Source organism: Cytobacillus solani (genome assembly GCF_006704205.1).
GTDB classification, from domain to species: domain Bacteria; phylum Bacillota; class Bacilli; order Bacillales; family Cytobacillaceae; genus Cytobacillus; species Cytobacillus solani.
On record NZ_CP041305.1, the window covers coordinates 621826 to 640577 of the forward strand.

17 protein-coding genes and 1 pseudogene are annotated in these 18752 nt (G+C 33.9%); 4 read left to right on the forward strand and 14 right to left on the reverse strand.

Going from position 1 to position 18752, the window contains the following annotated elements; all coding sequences use genetic code 11:
• Positions 1–89 precede the first annotated feature (89 nt).
• The 3 genes from FI644_RS03180 to FI644_RS03190 form a co-directional block, all read right to left on the reverse strand.
• Complete coding sequence (locus FI644_RS03180) at positions 90–338, reverse strand: DUF3923 family protein (RefSeq protein ID WP_053474773.1); 249 nt, start codon at positions 336–338, stop codon at positions 90–92.
• Between the two features lie 244 nt (positions 339–582).
• On the reverse strand, positions 583–1659 hold the full coding sequence (locus FI644_RS03185; RefSeq protein ID WP_053474772.1) for a helix-turn-helix domain-containing protein: 1077 nt from the start codon (positions 1657–1659) through the stop codon (positions 583–585).
• 173 nt (positions 1660–1832) lie between these two features.
• Positions 1833–2594 (reverse strand): glycoside hydrolase family 25 protein, encoded by a 762-nt coding sequence (locus tag FI644_RS03190; protein WP_053474771.1) that lies wholly within the window; start codon positions 2592–2594, stop codon positions 1833–1835.
• Positions 2595–2959: 365 nt separating this feature from the next.
• Between FI644_RS03190 and FI644_RS03195 the strand changes: the two genes are divergently transcribed.
• The gene (locus FI644_RS03195) at positions 2960–3451 is read left to right on the forward strand and encodes a DinB family protein (RefSeq protein WP_053474770.1); all 492 of its coding nucleotides are present in this window, start codon (positions 2960–2962) and stop codon (positions 3449–3451) included.
• A 123-nt stretch (positions 3452–3574) separates the two neighbouring features.
• Here FI644_RS03195 and FI644_RS03200 read toward each other — a convergent pair whose 3' ends face one another.
• From FI644_RS03200 to FI644_RS03235, 8 genes are all read right to left on the reverse strand, one after another.
• Positions 3575–3985 carry a hypothetical protein gene (locus FI644_RS03200; protein WP_246067006.1) on the reverse strand — a complete coding sequence of 137 codons (411 nt, stop codon included), beginning with the start codon at positions 3983–3985 and terminating at the stop codon, positions 3575–3577.
• Positions 3986–4571: 586 nt separating this feature from the next.
• The gene (locus FI644_RS03205) at positions 4572–4841 is read right to left on the reverse strand and encodes a hypothetical protein (RefSeq protein ID WP_231690025.1); all 270 of its coding nucleotides are present in this window, start codon (positions 4839–4841) and stop codon (positions 4572–4574) included.
• A gap of 471 nt (positions 4842–5312) precedes the next feature.
• Positions 5313–5717, reverse strand: a complete 405-nt coding sequence (locus FI644_RS03210) for an NUDIX domain-containing protein (protein ID WP_142108023.1) — start codon at positions 5715–5717, stop codon at positions 5313–5315.
• Positions 5718–5764: 47 nt separating this feature from the next.
• Positions 5765–6349: an LOG family protein gene (locus FI644_RS03215; RefSeq protein ID WP_053474767.1), complete on the reverse strand. Its 585-nt coding sequence runs from the start codon at positions 6347–6349 to the stop codon at positions 5765–5767.
• A 692-nt stretch (positions 6350–7041) separates the two neighbouring features.
• A complete protein-coding gene (locus FI644_RS03220) occupies positions 7042–7800 on the reverse strand; it encodes an alpha/beta fold hydrolase (protein WP_053474766.1) in 759 nt (252 codons plus the stop codon).
• 489 nt (positions 7801–8289) lie between these two features.
• Positions 8290–8826, reverse strand: a complete 537-nt coding sequence (locus FI644_RS26225; protein WP_181758171.1) for a hypothetical protein — start codon at positions 8824–8826, stop codon at positions 8290–8292.
• Positions 8827–9583: 757 nt separating this feature from the next.
• On the reverse strand, positions 9584–10432 hold the full coding sequence (locus tag FI644_RS03230) for an MBL fold metallo-hydrolase (RefSeq protein WP_142108024.1): 849 nt from the start codon (positions 10430–10432) through the stop codon (positions 9584–9586).
• 84 nt (positions 10433–10516) lie between these two features.
• Positions 10517–10975 carry a VOC family protein gene (locus FI644_RS03235; RefSeq protein ID WP_142108025.1) on the reverse strand — a complete coding sequence of 153 codons (459 nt, stop codon included), beginning with the start codon at positions 10973–10975 and terminating at the stop codon, positions 10517–10519.
• A gap of 216 nt (positions 10976–11191) precedes the next feature.
• Between FI644_RS03235 and FI644_RS03240 the strand changes: the two genes are divergently transcribed.
• Positions 11192–12136, forward strand: a complete 945-nt coding sequence (locus FI644_RS03240; RefSeq protein ID WP_053474763.1) for a helix-turn-helix transcriptional regulator — start codon at positions 11192–11194, stop codon at positions 12134–12136.
• Between the two features lie 350 nt (positions 12137–12486).
• Here FI644_RS03240 and FI644_RS03245 read toward each other — a convergent pair whose 3' ends face one another.
• Both FI644_RS03245 and FI644_RS03250 read right to left on the reverse strand, forming a co-directional pair.
• The gene (locus tag FI644_RS03245; protein WP_056682969.1) at positions 12487–13665 is read right to left on the reverse strand and encodes an MFS transporter; all 1179 of its coding nucleotides are present in this window, start codon (positions 13663–13665) and stop codon (positions 12487–12489) included.
• Positions 13666–13803: 138 nt separating this feature from the next.
• On the reverse strand, positions 13804–14619 hold the full coding sequence (locus tag FI644_RS03250; protein ID WP_053474761.1) for a MerR family transcriptional regulator: 816 nt from the start codon (positions 14617–14619) through the stop codon (positions 13804–13806).
• Positions 14620–15152: 533 nt separating this feature from the next.
• Here FI644_RS03250 and FI644_RS03255 point away from each other — a divergent pair.
• Positions 15153–15842, forward strand: a pseudogene (locus FI644_RS03255) (IS110 family transposase); the annotation flags it as partial.
• A 1155-nt stretch (positions 15843–16997) separates the two neighbouring features.
• Here FI644_RS03255 and FI644_RS03265 read toward each other — a convergent pair.
• On the reverse strand, positions 16998–17873 hold the full coding sequence (locus FI644_RS03265; RefSeq protein WP_142108026.1) for a GNAT family N-acetyltransferase: 876 nt from the start codon (positions 17871–17873) through the stop codon (positions 16998–17000).
• A 480-nt stretch (positions 17874–18353) separates the two neighbouring features.
• Between FI644_RS03265 and FI644_RS03270 the strand changes: the two genes are divergently transcribed.
• Positions 18354–18572, forward strand: a complete 219-nt coding sequence (locus FI644_RS03270) for a hypothetical protein (RefSeq protein WP_142108027.1) — start codon at positions 18354–18356, stop codon at positions 18570–18572.
• Positions 18573–18752 lie beyond the last annotated feature (180 nt).

Sequence of the window (18752 nt, forward strand, 5' to 3'; positions counted from 1 at the left end):
CATTTACATAAAGAAAGAGCGAAATTCTTACTGCAGAATTTCGCCCCGCTTTCTTTAGTTTGCTAATATCCTAAATACATAAACCCCTTTTATACCTGCTGAAATTTAGTTTTTTTATTACTGTTAATAATCAAGTTAACAATTAGCCATACAACTTGAATGATTACCGGGAATATAAATGCGATTAATAAAACAATAAATGATGCTAATTTTGCCTCAAGCGTTTGAATAGCACCTGTGCCATCAACCTCCCTTAGCCAAACGAAAGCTGTACCTACTGCAAAAATGACAGCCCAAAAAATGTTAGCAATCCACCAAAAGATCCATAGCTTTTTCATATTCTCACTCCGTTTCTTTCTTCATCATAACTGAAAATAATCCAAAATCGAAATTTTTATTTTATGTACATTCGTTCCACTACTTCCTTCTTTATATTTCTATCTTACAGTGCGAATGAATTCCTGTTAATGGACCTGAGATATATTTTAAGCTAGGGCTTGAGATGTATAAAACTCCAGCGTATCCTTCACTGTCACAATACACTACTCCACAAAAGGGCCATTTACATAAAGAAAGAGCTCTTCATCTATTTCTATTAATAAGCTCTAAATATTGTGAATCTCCATACCCTATTGTTGGAAACAGATCAAATAACCTATTCATTAATTCTGATGTTGGTAAATCTTTATTTTTGGAAATATACTTTACTACTGCATTATTTTCCTTTAGCAAATCTAAATATATATCTATTGCCTGATACATTACTGGAAGTAGTTCATTTGATGGTCTTTCATGATTTACCAAAACTTCATTATAGACAGAAAAAAAGTTACCTAGTTTAAGTTCCGTTTGACTTACCTTAAATTCATCCTCTCTGAAGCTATTTAAGAAAACTTTTCCATCATATCCCCACTGTTCAAGATAGGCTAGTATTGTCAATAGGTTCATTTGACAAAACATATCCTCACCAAACCATAAAACGATGCATTTATACTCTTTATTAAAAAGATTATCTAATGGGTCAATTACCTTTTTAATATAATCTTCTAATGAAACATGATGTCCCAATGCTCGTGTTTTTATAAATTCTTCATTAAAAACTTGTTTAGTGGTCGCGTTTACACACATTGCTTCATTAAATGGAACGTAATCAGAATCTCCCATTAGTTTTTTATCTTTAAACTCTTCATACATGACCTGACCATTCAATATGTTGAGTACGTCTTTGTCGAACAACTCATTTTTCTCATTTTGTAACTGTTCAACCTCTTTTTTTCTAGAAATATTCATTCTGCAGCATTCCTCTTCTTTATTAATAGTGAGTTTAACAAATGATTGGACAGGCATCTGGTGAAGTTGAAATTCTCGTGGATTTATACCAAAAATAGCTTTAAAAGCTCTACTATATGCTTCTTGCGAAGAATATTCGTAATCAAAGGCAATATCAATTATCTTTCTGTCATTTGCCAAATCTTTCGTAGATAAATACAATCTTCTAAGAAGAACATAGCGCCTAATACTTATACCTGTTACTTGGTGAAATTTAAAAGAACAATAATAAGGGGAATATCCCATATAATTAGAAAGCTTATCTAATGAAAACTCATTTTTTAAATGATCTTCAATCCAATCAATCATAAGCTGTATATGTTCATTCATTTATCTCACTCCTAAATAACACTATACGAGGTATCTATTTCTTTCTTTTGATATTTCTTGTGATTTATAAAAACATAAAAATGGGAAAACGTAAGCCCTTTTCATTAAGAAAGACGCTTTCCTTGTTTCAGAAAAACATCCGATTATGGTATAACACATATAATTAAATAATTTTAATATCCGTACTCTATAAATTCCTTTTCACTACCATAAAAAACATTTACATCTATGTACTTTTCTTCTCCACTATATCCATCTAATTGTTCTCGGTCTGTGTACTGCCAAAATGTCCACTTTCGTTTATCTGGTAACGAAGGTTGGGTAAAAACATCCCTTATCCATATATCGCATTGTTCAAAACTATTTTTTATATACAAATCATAAGCCTTTCGTGTAGTGTAAAGAATTACACGTTTTCCATAATGTTCTTCAAGCATTTTCACCATTGTATGAAGCTCTTTTTCTACTTGACTACGATTAGGAGGATTTTTTTCTTTATCACCATAAAACTCAACATCAATGACTGGTGGTAATGCTTGTTCACTAATTGGCACTGTTTTAATATAATTCTGAGCTTGAGTTTTGCCCTCACTATCATAGCTAAAAAAGTGGTAGGCTCCAATCCGTAAGGTAGTATTTTCTGCACTTTTCCAATTCTTTTCAAAATATTTATCGACAAAAGTGCTCCCCTCTGTGGCTTTAATAAAAGCAAACTTTAAGTCTTGTTCCTGAATTTGTGCCCATTCTATTTCACCTTGATAAGATGAAACATCTACACCTTTCACAGGATAATGTTTTGCACTGGAAGCATTAGGAATAATGATGCCTTGATACCACAATAAAATGGTCAAGAGTAATATACTTATTAAAAAAAAGATAGAATAAACAAATATTTTTCGTTTTCTCTTTTTTACAGCTATATTTTCAACTATCATCTTCTTTCACACCATTCTGATTTATTTTTACTTTACTCATCTCCAGAAGAGGGGATGACTCATCAATAGAAAAAAAGTCTCTTAGAGCTTATTATCTATTCTATTTGAAAGCCTCTAACTCCTTGTTCAACTAAATGGACCGATAAATCAAAAAGACACGTTCCTATATAAACGGGTTCTTTAACGGAATAACTGATGTGTCTCTAATAGCTGGTTTTTCGGAAGATCGTTGATTAAAGTATAGGCTCCAGAGATATAAAATTCATGTATATTTTCACTCCTATGTATTTTTTTCGGAATATTAAATAAAATGATCGTAACTAGTGAATTTCATTTAGATAGTTACAAACAAGGAGGCAATCCTAATGAGTAAAAAAGAAATCTTACAAAATGTAGTCAAGCAAGTTTTTTACGAAGAAGAATGGTACCCACCAATATCAGAAGCATTAAAAAATCTTACCGCTGCACAAGCATGTTGGCAACCAGAAGGAAAGGCGGGTAATACAATTTGGGAAAATGCAAACCATTTACTAACCTTTAAAGAGCGCTTACTCTCCCGCTTACTACAAGATGACACATTTGTTGCTCCACAAAATAATGATGACACGTTTGTGCAAGGTGAAGCTAATGATGAAGATGCTTGGCAAGAAACAGTGAAGCGAACGCTTCAAGTACATGATTCCTTGCAATCTTCATTAACATCCCTTCATGAAGCAGAACTGGATCAACTAAGTCCTTCTCTACCAGTTTGGCAACAATATCTGAATATCCTTTTGCACGATGCTTATCATACAGGACAAATTGTACAACTTCGTAAACTACAAGGTTCATGGCCAGCTCAACGCTCATATTTATAAACGATGATTACAGTTTCTTGGGTTTCGCACCCAACAAAACGATTGAAGAGCAGATCTAACTGTTACATCAAAAAAAGAAGCCTTTCGTGTTCTGGAAAAGCGCCTTTAATTGAACAAGGTCCATTAAAAAGAGGTAGTACCAATTTTAAAGGTAATACCCTTTCCCTTACTTATTCTGATATATGTTTGCACTCTAAAACTTCTACCTTGATTACATCCAATCTTTGGACTATCACAAGATGGAGATACTCTTACTTTAACGAAGTCTTCTGCATATTCAAATGGTTTATTGTTACTGTCAGGAACTTGAATTCTTAAGGAAATATCATAAGAATGATTGTTGTTATAAACAATATTCTCAACCCTCCGTTGCTGCCAGCCAAAGCCAGAAGCTTCTTTTCCTCCATATTCTTTTATTACCCTTTTATCAATTGCTGGAAATATTATATCCCGAATAATATCTTCTGGTGTAACATACCAATTTTCTGCATACGATTTAATTTCCTTTTGCTCTAGAGTTTTTGCACTAACCACATTATGTATGGCAAACACTAATTAAATTGTAACTATAACAAGCATTTTTTTCATGATTGTCACTCCCACAGATCTTTACAGCTAGAATCCCCAACTCAAATAACTATTAACCAAAACAATCATTAACCCGAATGTCCAAATCGTGTTGTTTTCCAATTTGTATCAAAACCTACATTAATGAACTAATTTAAAGTTCAACAAACCTGCATTTTAAGTGGAATCATTTATAAACACTATACAAAAATGCATTCAATTTTTCTTAAAATTCTTCCTCCATTAAATGCCCTTTTCATGAAAAAAGACACTTTCCTGATTTCAGAAAAGCGCACTTTAATGGAATAACTAAAATATGAACTCAATCTTAAAATCAATTAATACTTCTTGAACTAAAGTACCCTTAAGTTCAAGAAGGCACTATATTGGAAATTTCTTTTTAAGTTCTGTCTTAGATTGAAATCCCAAAGACTTTTATAGAATTTTATTGTTTAATTTGCTATTTCTACGTCTATATCATCGGAAAAGGCTAACATTATGAAAGATCATTTATTTCAATAATGAAATTGCTTTGACGATTGTGAGGGGAAAACTAATCTCCACAATCATCCCCTCCACCATCGCTATCCCCGTTGTTAAAACCGTCAATGTCTCCATCATTATCGCCATCGTCGAAAAAATCATTTATAGAATCAATTATGCTTTTATTCTGACTTTCAGCATTCAAATGATGGGCATTAATAAAACTCTCAAACGTAAATACTTGTATAGCCTGTTGTTTGTGTCTTGAAATAAAGTAAAAACAGATAATTATTATAATAATTACAAGCAATACGATAGACAGAATCACAATTTTATTCAAAACTATCCCTCCATACTTGTCTATTAATTAATATATGAACTATCGTGTTTTAAATTACATATTTTAACAAGCACAAAAATAGAAAACGCGGTTGAAGTTAAAACACCAGCGTTTTCCTTTGTAATTTTTTATTATGAATCGGTACTACCTGTTTCATTTGAACAACCAGTTAATAGCAGTCCAATAATCCCTAGCAAAAGAATAATGATACTACGCATTAATTTCCCTCTTATCATAGTGCTTAACATTCTTTATTCCACATTATCATTAATATTCCTTCATCATCTAACTGTCTCTTTTATGGAATAACTTACAATTTCAAAAATAACTTTTTAACTCCTTCCTTATTCCACAATCTGCGATTACGGAACAAAAAATTCAGCAATACTGGATTTTTGAACAATCTTTTTTATAAATACCGACTCCAATTCAAGTCCATAACGTAACTCTATTTCCCCTCTCCTTAAACGATTATCGTAATTGTTTAAGCGCGTGATCCGTTGTAATGGTGATGTTATCTGGCATCTCGTCAATCGGGAACCACTGCACTTTTTCTAAAGCATGAGGCTCCTTATTTTTCACTTGTCCATTTGTAATACGCACGATATAAGTAGGAGCGACATAATGAATATCTTCTGCTTGAATGATATGATTCGTTACACATAACAGTCGTGAAATCTCAATATCAATTCCAAGCTCTTCTTTAATTTCACGTCTTACCGCATCTTCTATCGCTTCCATATAATCAACCTTACCTCCAGGCAGACTCCAGCAGCCCGCTTCTGGCGCCTTTTTACGCAAGACCAGTAAGATTCTGTTATTCTCATCCAATATAACCGCTCCAACGCCAACCTTCGGTAATTTTTCTTTTTCCATTAGTGCTCCTCCATGTTCCCGCTTATTTTTATTGATGCTATTTTCAATCAGGTTTGAGACTTGTTTCTAATATACGTTTTGACTGAGGGTGGTTGATAGGTAGCAAATTGATCAAGCAAGCCTGTAGATTTCGTATCGACAAGGGCCATCGAACGATACTTTTCCTGTAGAAACTGTTCATTTGTCATATGATCAAATAATTTGATCAGCGGATTGAAATAATTATTAATGTTTAACAGTCCGCACGGCTTCTTATGCAGTCCTAACTGTGCCCATGTAAAGATTTCAAAAAACTCTTCTAACGTTCCTGGCCCACCGGGTAAAGCAATAAAGCCGTCTGCCAGGTCCGCCATCTTGGCCTTTCTTTCATGCATAGATTCTACAACAATCAGCTTGGACAAGTTTTTGTGGGATATTTCTCTTTCATCCAAAAAGCTTGGCATTACCCCGATCACATGTCCGCCTGCTTCTAAAGCGGCATCGGCCACCGCTCCCATGACACCTACACTGGCTCCTCCGTATACAAGGCCAATCCTACGCTTCGCAAGCTCTATTCCTAGCGCTTTTGCTTCCTCTATGTAAATGTCGGATGCCCCATTACTCGATCCACAAAATACAGCTAACCTTTTCATATGTATTCCTCCTTTAATGACACACTGTTATCGATTATACAGGACAACCAAATGTTTGGTAAAGTATTCCACATATAGGAAAAGAGACTGGTATGTAGCTGTTAGAGTGAATAAAGATGAACTAAAAATGCAGCACGACTTTGATATAACAGCAGGAAAAAGAACTCCGTTTGACAAAGATTGATCAAAGGAGAGCCCTTTTTTAAAAATTAGTTATCAAATTTTCATAAGAATGTTGATCATTGCGAGTCATCTTTATTTTATAAACATTTAAAATTTTTTCAAAATGGTGCGACTCTTTTATAAACAGTTAAACTTTATTTCAAACCAACATTTTCTCTACAACTTGTCCCACAATCTGGCTCGATTGTTGATTAAAAGCTAAAGACCATTCCACCACTAAACTGCTTCGTTCGTATAATAACTTCAACGAAAAATGGTATCTAATTTTTGTTCAAGAGAAACTCTTGCCATAAAAAAGGAACCTCTAAGTGTTAGATTCGTGTCTAACATTTGGGGTGCAGTTCAGTTACAGGAAAGCGCCCTTTAATGGAATAACTATATTCTGACCGCTCTCATAAAATCACTTAATAAACTAACGCACCCGTTAGTTTAAGTGAAATACTTCACATATGAAATATATTCATTCAATCTTAGACTTGATACCAAAAAAATTTTAAAAGCAATGTCGCTTATTTTCCCATCTCCATCAACATTAACATAATCTCCTCTATAACAATTTCTGGCTCATCATGATGAATATAATGTCCACTTCGACTAGCAATTCTGTACTTGCTTGACGTTGACAGCCATTGGAATTCTGCTTGGAGTCTTTGCTCAATTTCCAGTATTTCTTGAGATGGCCATCCCTCTTCATCATTGTCAGGCAAACCTCTTGTAATAATTGAGAGAGGGAGGTTGTTTTGCTTTGAATGATCAACGATTTGCTTATAGCTTTGTATTTTATCAATCTTCTCACTATTCAACATAGGATTCTCGTAATATTCCCTATTTCCTGCAATCAGATTTTCTGGTAGAACCTTTTCATAGGCAAGTTCTTTATATTCCGGTGCAGCGTCAACCAAAACCATACCACAGATGTTCAGTGGATAAAGGCTGGCATATAATCTGGCGACCAAACCACCAAAAGAATGTCCCACCAATATATAGGGTTTCTCCACTTCAAGTGCTAGCAACAATTCGTTGAGCTCCTCGACTAGATCATAGCAAGTCGTCGGGACGGATGCGACTTGACTCCTGCCAATACCCGCCCTGTTATAGGACAAGGTTGATGTTTTTTGCGATATTCGGTCTTGGACTTTTTTCCATGTCTCATAGCTATCGCCTAACCCTGCTATGAAGATTACGCTTGGAGTACTGTTACGTGAATTATTATTGAATAGTCTGCGGTTATCACAGATATCAATTATCTTTTTATTTTGTATAGTCACTTTTAATCACCTAGTTCAATTATAAGCTTCACACTATTAATATTTCCATAATAATTGGATTATTATATAGTTTTGCGAACTTTTCCATTTTTTATTTTGTAACTTCAGCTGAAACCACTTCAAAAGAAATCTGTAGAATACCAATTGATAATTTGCTTACTTCCAAGTTTTTTGTCGTTTTAAACATTTCACACTGGATCGCCTAAATCTATTTGATTGTTCTGTACATATAAATAGACCATCGAATGATGGTCTTGTTCTGCTAAAGTACCTGTTAGTAAAAATTCGAATTTTCAACTTTTTCTTTTTCTAAAAATACTTTTAACAAAATTCCCCTTGAAATCAGTATATTCATTTACTCTTGTGGAAGACATTTTTAGATAATCCAACTTAATCTCTAAATACAGTTTTCTTGCTGTTGCATCTGAATTAATATAAACAACAAAATCTTCCAATAATAAGATAGTGGAAGGTTATTTGGCAGCTCAATTATACGATTTGTGAACAAATAATATAACCGCACAGTGTAAACTGTTGATTACCTTGACCTTCTGCTCGAAAAATCCATTGATTAGGGGGAGAACCAACCGGTTGCATTTGAGTAAGTCTAACTTGATTACCGCCAGTAATAGAAAACCCAGCAGAGATCGCAATATTACTAGGTGGACAGGTAATTGTAAAGGTCGCGACACCAGCTTGTGAAGTTACACATTCTGATACTATTTGAAAACCAGTTAATCCAGGTCCTTGTGGTCCCTGTGGTCCTTCTGGTCCCTGTAGTCCTTGTGGTCCTTCTGGTCCTTGTGGTCCTTCTGGTCCTTGTGGTCCTTGTGGTCCTTGTGGTCCTTGTGGTCCTTGTGGTCCTTCTGGTCCTTGTGGTCCTTCTGGTCCCTGTGGTCCTTCTGGTCCAGGAGGACAATTGCACATTTGTCCGTGCGATTTTGGAATCGGAAACAGTGGACAGCATCCTCTAAACTTTGAATTAGAGGATTGAGGCCAGGAAGGAGGAATAATATAATGTTTCATTTTATCATCCTTTCTCAATTATCTATAAAATTATATATTCAAAGATAATTAAGATGCCTGGACAGTTTTATCAAAAACAATCACTACTTCTCTAACAAAAGAATTGAAAAAAATCTATAAACTACAATTAGAAACAAGCTTTTACTAGGCATTGAATATCATGATTTGGATTTAGTCTTTGCTCAAAAAAATAGTAAACAAATCCACCCACCTAAAAATGGCAAGAAATTATCGAAAGCCCGTTGATAAAAGCGGCTTACCATATTGGCGGGACTGTGTGGGAATCCACCCCACCAGACCTGCCACGCAGGTATCAAGCAGTTTTGAAGACTGTGGAGGACAACAGTAAGCATATCAGCTTCATAATTTTCACATTAATATGCTAGTGATTTTGGGAGGGATTGTACTATTTTCATATTTGTACTATTATCCTTTTTGTACAACATATGACTTCAATTACTACAACAACATCAAAATTTTTACCACAACAAAATCCCTTATGTTTCTTCAACTAAAGCACCCGTTCGTACAACAGCCAATCAATATTGTAATATTATACTCTTATCTATAGCAGATAAAACTTGATTCTTCACTTATAGTAGTCACGCTTATAGTTGCTAAGACCATTATAATTTTATTTTTTTTCTGTCAAACCATCAGATCATGTGATACGGAAAAAATGGCCTGCAACTCATTAAAAAGCCAACTCGTTTTTAAAGAGTTGGCTTCACATAATTGTGATGATAAATCTATTGAACTATTGTGATCGAATAATATGATCATTCACAAATGCTTTTATGAAGAATAATTCATTATCATTTGGGTCTCTCTTATTATCTACCTTAAAACATTCTATAGCACTTTCTAGTGATGTGGATTTTGTAGCTTGACTTGCTGTTGTCAACTCTTTCCAATACATATTCATTTCATCTTTGTTATAGATAGATTCATGACCCAGCAAGAAAAATTCAGAATCATATTTTTGAATGTCTTTTATCATGGGCAATAACAATGATTGCTTGAAATGGAATAAAGAATTTGTATTAGTACCATAAACACTATCACCTAAGAAAATAACTTTTTCATCAGGAATATAAATGATTGTCGAGTCATCAGTATGAGTGCTTTTGATCCTCTCAAGGAAGCAAAGTTTATTTCCCAAATCAATAGTTAAAGAATTTTCAAAAATTACATTTGGAGAGTTCAACTTAAAATTTTCTCTATTAGGTATTTCAGACTGTATTATTTCCTTACACATAGAAGTCATTTTATTAGTATTCACATACTTTTGAAGAGAACTATCATCGTATAGATAGCCTTGCCACTCTTTAATCACTTTATTTGTCTGACTATTAACTATAACAATAGCATCAAATTCATTCATACCTAAAATATGATCCCAATGTGCATGTGTAATAACCACATATTTAATAGGTGGTACGTTTAGTTTATCTATTTCCTGTAAAAAATCCTTAGCATGTTGTACAGAATTACCTGAGTCTATTACCAGACTGTATTTGTCTCCACATACCAACCCTAATGTTGGTCGGACTCGTTCATCTTGATTAGATAAATAATAAATACTATTACTTAATTTATTTAACATGTTATCTCTCCTCTATTCTTAAATGTTACTTTTATGAAATTTTTCCATCTGACAATTCTCAAGAGTGAAACAGATTCATAACGTTTAACTATCCTTTTGATGTCCTCTTTTTACTGCATCTTCTGATAGTGCTGTGAAAATTTGAAAGGTAACACCGAATTTGTCTGTTATCATTCCATAAGCTGGGCTAAAATGAACTTGTTGAAGTGGCATTACCACTTGACCTTCTTGGCTCAACAATTCATAAAACTTAGTGGTTTTCTCTATTTCATTGGTCGATATACAGATGTTAACGTTGTTCCCGTTTCGATAAGGCATACCAGGGAACATGTCAGCAACCATGATATTAGTCTCACCGATATTTAATATTGAGTGTGCCACCAAATCCTTCATATTTTCTGGCAAAGGAGATTTGGGATCTTCCGGTACATCCCCGAATGTTTGGCTAAATAAAAGCTTGGCATCCAGCACTTCCTTATAAAACTCAATGGCTTCTTTTGCATTTCCGTTCATCATCAAAAATGAACTCAATTGTACAGTCATAGAATGACAACTCCTTTAGGTTTTGTGTAGTATAAATACTCATATCTTTGGTAAATCCAATACTTATCTTTCATTTCAACCAGATTATTTTACTCTCAGATACTACTATTTTTACGCTTTTTTCTTTTTCATACACCTTTATCTATTTGTGATTATACATTATAATAGTGACAACTTTTGTCACTGTTATGTTTGTTTTTAGGAGGTTTATCATGAATGTCTAAAGCAAAAAGATTAAATGAAATGATCATGATGGTTAATCGAAAAAAAAGATTTAAAGTTAAAGAATTAGCACAAGAATTCGGCGTGTCAAAAAGAACCATATTGAGAGATTTACAAGAATTAAGTGAGATGGGCGTCCCTCTATATTCTGAATCTGGTCCATATGGTGGGTATCAAGTACTTAATGAAAGAATTCTGCCCCCAATTGCTTTTAATGAAGGTGAGGCTATTTCTATATTTTTTGCCATTCACGCATTACGACATTATATTTCCCTCCCTTTTGATAGTGAATATGAATCTATTATCAAGAAATTTTATTTATATCTTTCTGGAGACATAAGGGAAACGATAGACAAGATGAAAAATCGAGTTGACTTTGTGTCTGTTTACCAACAGGAAGAAACCCCTTATATAAAACAATTATTAGAGGTATCAATCAAACAAGAAATAGTTAAAGTAGGCTATGAAGTAAATGGAAAAATCACGTATAGAAGTATTCAACCTATTGGTATTTATGCAAATGAAGGAAAGTGGTATTGTCCATCTTATTGTTTTTTAAGAAAGGATTATCGTGTATTCAGATGTGATCGCATAAAAACTATTGAACTTGATGAAAATACTGTACCTATTAATTTATCAACTATTTATTTAACTAACCGATTTTCTCTTATAAATAGAAATAAAGAAACATACCAATTACATGTGGAATTAACAAATAAGGGTGTGGATAAATATAAATCAACAAAATGGCCAAATATTGAGTTGATTATAAGAAATGATGGGACAGGTTTTTTGAAAGGAACTATCTTAAAAAGCGATACTGCCTTTTTTTCCAATTTCTTTATCAATTATGGTGAAGATGCTATGGTTAAAAGCCCCTCCGAATTAGTTGATTCCATAAAAGAAAAACTAAATACCATTTTAAAACAATATCTTTAACAAACAGTATTACTCCTATATTCAATGGAATTTATATTTTGAGCATTAATTCTTGGATGTATGTTCCATTTTCCCTTCTTTCTTCTCATTCAATTATGCTCTCCCTTAGTGTAATAATAAAAGCTGCCAAAATGGCAGCTTTCTCTATAATACTTGCGCCATTAGTTAAAGAAGTGTGTGCGTTAGTTGATCGTTTTTAAACCGCTTAATGCATGTGCATTATTTTTCATTTCACAAGAATGTATTTTTTCTGTTGACTTTACTTAAGAAAAAGGAAAGCAAGTACTAAAAGTAAACGACTAACTCCACTCAAATTCGAACCAATAGTTGAAATAAATAGACGATCGTTTCTAACATTTTTCCATCAATGTCTTACTACTAGAGATTCGTTCAAAAGCAACTAACATTAAGGTCATTAGTAAAGCAAGAACAACAGTGCCGGCACTGACCCAACTAAGATTCAATACAGATGTGTCCATTATCACAAGTCCTCCTAGTCCCGAACCTAGGGCGAATCCAAATTGAATAAATGAAGTGTTCACACTTAAGGCGATATCAGGAGATTTCGGTACCAGCGTAACTAAATATAGTTGCTGTGCTGGAGAGGTACTCCACGTAGCTATCATCCATATCATGATAACGGCAATAATGCCAACTAGATTTCCACCGATTAGTGCCAGTAAAATCAACATGAGTATTTGTAATATTAATCCAGTGAAAATCGTAAACTTTGGACCTTTTTTATCCGCAGCTATCCCTCCAATGCTAGAGCCGATGAAGCTACAGATTCCCGCAAGTAATAAAATACCACTAATTTCTGCAATTGTGAGATTTGCTGAAGCTTGTAAGAATGGTGTTAAATAGGTGAATAATGTGGAATAGCCGCCTACATAAAATAACGTCACTGCAACTGCTAACACAATTCTTTTATCTTTTAATATGGATAATTGCATACCAATCGTAACTGGTTCTTGTTCCTTAATAGCAGGAACACTCCTATAAACAGCGAGTAGTGGAATAATTGTTATCAAACCAATTAATACGAATAATCCCCTCCACCCCATGATCTCACTGAGAAATGTGCCAAGTGGTACTCCAACGACTAAGGAGCTACTTAAACCCATTAAAATGATCCCAATAGCACTTCCTCTTTTTTCATTCTCAACAAGGCGAGTAGCAACAGCCATTGCTACGACAATAGCAATCCCACCACTTAATCCTTGCAAAATTCGTGTGAAAAGAACCATTTCAAAAGAATGACTAAAAAAAGTGATAAAATTACTCAAAATGAAAATGATAAGCATCGATAACAATATTTTTTTGCGGTCAAAATTAATGGTGAGGGCAATGACAATAGGTGCACCAATAGCCGCTGAAAGTGCGAATGAAGTGACCAATAACCCAGCAACAGATGTAGATACACTTAAGTCAGTTGCTACCATTTGAATGATACCTGTGATGATATATTCAATCGTTCCTATTAAAAAGGCTGCTAGGGCAAGCAAATAGATGACTGTTTTATTTTTCATCGAAACATTTCTCCTTCGGACAACCAATTATGTTTTTTTCAAAATAAACAAACAGTAAAACTCTCTTCCAAAAATTAAATGCAGTTTACCTAATTTAGAATTTGTGAAATGAACCACAAATTCATTGGGAATTCTACTTCATAGTTCAATCGGGATTTGAATTTCAATTAATCTATCTTCTTGGTTTTCAGACAATGGTAAATAAATTTCTCTACCCGGCTGATCTTCTTTTACTCGATAGCCATTTTTTTCTATCCATGTCGCCAAATCAATACAAGCAGTTTGTGCAAAAGTTGATTTTGAACGAAATAGCAGCGTAGCCATCGTTGTTTCAGCTGGCAAAGAACGTATATATAACTCCTTTGGAAGAGATGCAATTTCACCTTTGACAGAATATCCCACTTCAAATTCAAAATCACTTTCTTTTTCAGCTGATTCTCTCCATAGCACGATTTGAGGTTCGGTTATCAAATCTCGACTATATTTTCCTAGCAAATGATTAAGGGTTTGAAAGAGAAAGGGAATCTCTTCTACTGATCCGTAAGAATGAAAAGAAATGAGGCGCTCACTTTCAACTGTTTTTATAATAACCTCCTGCTCCCTTTCCGCACTCCCTTCCCGTCCGATTAACTGCATACGTTCTTTAATACGGACTAATTTTTCTTGTTCTTTCTCCAGCAACTGTTGAATTTCGCTCTCTTTCAGCTTAAACATCCCCTGAATCTGTTCTAAAGAAATTTCTTCATGAAGGAGCTGAGCTATTTGTTTTAAGGTAAAACCTAATTCTTTGTATAAAAAGATTCGATTTACTTCAAGAAGCTGCTCTGCTGAATAATATCGATAACCTGTATCTCGATCCGTTTTCTGGGGCTTTAATAGCTCAATTTGGTCATAATAACGTAACGTTTTTACGGGAACTTTACTTAACATAGAAAAATCACCTATTTTAAACATCTTAAATCCTCCATTTTGTTTATTTGATCAGAGTATAAACCCTTTAGTAAGGGGGAAGGTCAAATGATTTTTTGAAAAATTTCCGAATAACTATTTATAAATGACAATACTACAGAACTAAATTGCAGTGCGAATGAAAAAACGAGTATAAAAAAAAGATATTGCTTTTGACACAATACCTTTTTTAATCAACATATTCTAGTTCTATAATTCCTTTAAGATCTATCACTAAAAATTATTTACATAGCACTTTATTCCCTAACCAAACTGCTTCTTCGTATTATAAGGTTAGCCAGAATGCTAAATTTTTCTGGTTGACCTTATTTATATTGGTCTTATTATATCAGTAGCCAGGGTAGAACGTAACTGCTCGTGGGGCTTCGACCCCGTCAACTAAACGGTTCGCCCCCTACTTGTAGAAACATGATTGAGGCTGGTTGGGACTTAGATCTCGTATAACAAGCGAAGCTGTGATACTGCATGGAGGAATTAGGGGTTACTGGCAACTTACTAGTTTAGGAGGAGATTTGAAAATGAATCCAGTCGTTGGTCTGGATGTATCAAAGGGAGAAAGTCAGGTTCAAGCATTTTTGGAAAAAGGAAAACCATTTCGAAAAAGTTTTAAAGTTTCTCATACTCTTGAAGGTCTTGGTTTACTTGTAGAATTTTTGGAGGAAGTTAAGAGAGCAACAGGACAGAAACCACCGATAATCTTAGAATCAACAGGACACTATCATTCCTCAGTTGTTCAATACTTGGAGGACCGTGGATATTTATTGATAATCGTTAATCCATTGATTTCTTATAAGGCTAAAAGTTCAAGTCTCAGGAAAGTAAAAACAGATGCAGCTGATGCTTACCATCTCTGCGAGCTGTTTTATAAAGAGGACTTAGAGCCTTATAAAAAGCGAGGAGTTCAACTTTTAAACCTTCGAAATCTTACCAGACAGCACGAGAATATAACTGGGGTATTAACCCAAACAAAGCTACAATTTCAAGCCATTCTGGACCAGGTCTTTCCTGAATATAGAGGGGTTTTTGGCGACTTATATTCAGTAGTATCACTGTTAACTCTTTCAGAGTTTCCCTCATCTGAAGATATATTAGAGGCAAGTGTTGAAACCTTAGCTGACAAAATCGCTCAATTATGTAAAAGCCGTTCATACAGATGGGCAAATGAAAAAGCTATTCAACTCAAAGCTGCCGCAGACCGAAATCCGTTTGATATGTTTGTGAATATGTAGATGATAAGCTGGATACCCGCTCCCCTTCTACTCTCTATAATTATGTATTAGACTATAAACTTTTTTTTGAATGGTTAATTAAAAAGAAAATTGCTAAATGCATTGAAATCAAAGATGTACCCTACTCAGTTTTAGAAAACTTAAAATTAGAACATGCCAAAGCATTTATAAGGGATCTTAATCGACGCGACATTCAAGTAAACAAGAATGAAACAAAGAAACCTGAAAAAGAAAGCGTAAATCGAAAAATTTCCGCTCTTCGATCTCTTTTTAAATACTTAACTACTCAAACCGAGAAAGACAACGGTGAGCCTTATTTTTATAGAAACGTCATGTTGAAAATTGAAGTAACAAAAGTTAAAGAGACAAAAATATTCCTTGCTTCATTCTTTGTAAGATTCCATATTGATGTTGCAGCCTTTACAAAAGAATTACGTATACCCGATCGAACATTATATAGCATATATTGAATCAATCTCTTCATTTGCATCTTTAGCTAATAATTTTTTTGTGAACTTAAGAATAACTGTATGGGTTCTATCAATCGTTTCAATTTCAAATGATGTTATTTAATATTTCACAGAGTGATTTGACCATGCTTGCAGATCAAATTAGGCACAAAACTATTGATTGCAATAGGTCAACAAATTAGTAAAAAAGTTAATCCGATGTATGGTCAATATCGTTAATATGACAGCAAACCAAAGATTAAGGTTTCTGGATCATGGATAAACGTACGGAAGTACGGGAGGCTTCCCGTCGTTCCGTACGTTTTTTGTGTTAGGCGAGCGCTCGCGAAGCTGGCGATCCTTTAAGCTGCACTGGCAGCGCGGATGAATCTGCTCTGGCTCCGATTAAGCGGACAGATTGGTTATTATCATTATGGAAACAAGTATTCGGGGGGAGTGAGCAAAGCGTTTAGTAACTTGTTAAAGTACATCGACAAATTACCACATACAAAAAGAACTAGTATATCAATGTAAGTAGTTCAGTAGTTATTGTGGAGAAAACCTAAAATAACAATCTAATTAACATTTGAATTCAATGGGCTTTATTTGTAGAAGCCCTACTTGAAAAGACAAGTTAGAGCAATCTGAGCTTTTTTGCGTGCTATTTACTGTGTGATTAACTTTCTTATACATTTCTAGTAAAAAAACATAATTCATGTATATGTTGAAATCCTACTTTCTTATATAAACTTATAGCATTCTGATTACTTGAATTGACACAAAGAGTAATAGATTTGATACTTTCAATAGTAAAGAGCCATTTTAGGGCAATAGTTAATAATTTACTTCCTATTCCTTTTCCTCTCTCACTTTCTTTAACAGCGAAAAATTCAATACTTGCTTCTCCATAGGCTGGTTCTGCTTCTACATAAATATAGCCGCATAATTGACTGTTATCTACTATTATAAAAACTTTCCTTTCCTCATTTAGTCGGTTAATAATTTGTTGACCACTATAATAAGTATTAGGAAAATATTTATCATGCAGCTGTTTCATTTCTGTAAAATACTCTTCCTTTAATTCTAAAATAGAAACCGCATCTAATTCAGTTATTCTATTCCGGTTGAATTTCAATATAGTTTGGTCACTATGTCTATTAAATGAAAGGTCTTTAGCAAGTTGAAGGACTTGTTTGTTTTGTTTATTTGGAAACATACTAATTGAATTTATTTCATCAGGTAGCAATCCAATCATTTTATTCCACAATGTATTAACAACGTCCCATTTATTTTTCTTAACAAATGGTCCCCAAATTTCCGCACTATTATTCTCCAGGTCTGCATCAAATCCTAATACACCAATCAGTTCACCTTCCTCATACACAGTCAAAAAGCTGTTATTATATGGAATATCTGATATATCTTCCCTTAATGCATGAATTATTTCCAAACTATCTTTGCCGCAATAACCTATATTTGATTCTTCAATTTTGTTAATTTCTGAAATGAAATCAGCAACAATATCAACTTCGTTATATTTCATTAACTCTATTTCTGCCATATCCTAATCTCCCTAAATATTAATTTGATTTTATTATAACTAACAATTAAAAGATATTTCTGATTTTTTATTATGACAAAAACCCTAGTTGCTTGTTGAATTATCCTGCTATGTTAACAGAACAGAAGCAATTTTGCTTCTCTCTATTTTAACATAAATTACTTATTAATCTTTATAAAACATCAAATTACAACCTTAATTATTCCCAAAATAACGGAGTGACAATAGTTGTTATTATCCTGTTAATTGGTATGCTATTTCTCCTGTTAATTCGATAACGAAAACAGGGAGAACATTTACATATAATAAAAAATCAAGTATAAAATCTTTACGATTTAATATCCGATTTCGAATGCTAATTCTATTTTTAAGGAATCATCCATTGAATACTCGAAGATTGGTGATAAACAGTCTGTTAATGACGGTCATTCAGTACGTTTTGTGAATTGTGGTGCGTCTAGTCGACAAGAGATTATTGAAATGCCAAGCTCAGTGCTTCGTTCCTCCACTATCCAATTAATGGGTAGTGGTCTAGGAAGTGTACCAATGCCTAAGTTGCTTCATACAATTAGAAATGTTTTTGAGGCAGTTAAGATGGAAAATCTACAAGTTAATACAAATGTTGCACCACTTTCATCTGTTGAGAGCATTTGGGATAACGCTTCTGGTAAACCGCGTGTTGTTTTTACCATTAATTAAAGAGGTACCTCGGTTTCAGCAATCGGGCGCTTAAACGGAGCAACGAAAAAAGCCTAATTTCTCAATATAAATATTGAGAAATTAGGCTTTTTAATATAGGAATTTCCTTAACGTTGTAAATCCGCATTTTCCTGATGCTACCCCTTAAATAAGAAAGAAAAGATAGGTAACGAGAAATTT

Excerpts from the sequence above, each read along its gene's own strand:
- FI644_RS03240 (WP_053474763.1), top strand. The coding sequence starts at position 11,192 with ATGTCTAAAGCAAAAAGATTAAATGAAATGATCATGATGGTTAATCGA.
- FI644_RS03245 (WP_056682969.1), bottom strand. The coding sequence starts at position 13,665 with ATGAAAAATAAAACAGTCATCTATTTGCTTGCCCTAGCAGCCTTTTTA.
- FI644_RS03210 (WP_142108023.1), bottom strand. The coding sequence starts at position 5,717 with ATGGAAAAAGAAAAATTACCGAAGGTTGGCGTTGGAGCGGTTATATTG.
- FI644_RS03250 (WP_053474761.1), bottom strand. The coding sequence starts at position 14,619 with ATGTTTAAAATAGGTGATTTTTCTATGTTAAGTAAAGTTCCCGTAAAA.
- FI644_RS03235 (WP_142108025.1), bottom strand. The coding sequence starts at position 10,975 with ATGACTGTACAATTGAGTTCATTTTTGATGATGAACGGAAATGCAAAA.
- FI644_RS03190 (WP_053474771.1), bottom strand. The coding sequence starts at position 2,594 with ATGATAGTTGAAAATATAGCTGTAAAAAAGAGAAAACGAAAAATATTT.
- FI644_RS03230 (WP_142108024.1), bottom strand. The coding sequence starts at position 10,432 with ATGTTAAATAAATTAAGTAATAGTATTTATTATTTATCTAATCAAGAT.
- FI644_RS03270 (WP_142108027.1), top strand. The coding sequence starts at position 18,354 with ATGCCAAGCTCAGTGCTTCGTTCCTCCACTATCCAATTAATGGGTAGT.
- FI644_RS03265 (WP_142108026.1), bottom strand. The coding sequence starts at position 17,873 with ATGGCAGAAATAGAGTTAATGAAATATAACGAAGTTGATATTGTTGCT.
- FI644_RS03195 (WP_053474770.1), top strand. The coding sequence starts at position 2,960 with ATGAGTAAAAAAGAAATCTTACAAAATGTAGTCAAGCAAGTTTTTTAC.
- FI644_RS03215 (WP_053474767.1), bottom strand. The coding sequence starts at position 6,349 with ATGAAAAGGTTAGCTGTATTTTGTGGATCGAGTAATGGGGCATCCGAC.
- FI644_RS26225 (WP_181758171.1), bottom strand. The coding sequence starts at position 8,826 with ATGAAACATTATATTATTCCTCCTTCCTGGCCTCAATCCTCTAATTCA.
- FI644_RS03180 (WP_053474773.1), bottom strand. The coding sequence starts at position 338 with ATGAAAAAGCTATGGATCTTTTGGTGGATTGCTAACATTTTTTGGGCT.
- FI644_RS03185 (WP_053474772.1), bottom strand. The coding sequence starts at position 1,659 with ATGAATGAACATATACAGCTTATGATTGATTGGATTGAAGATCATTTA.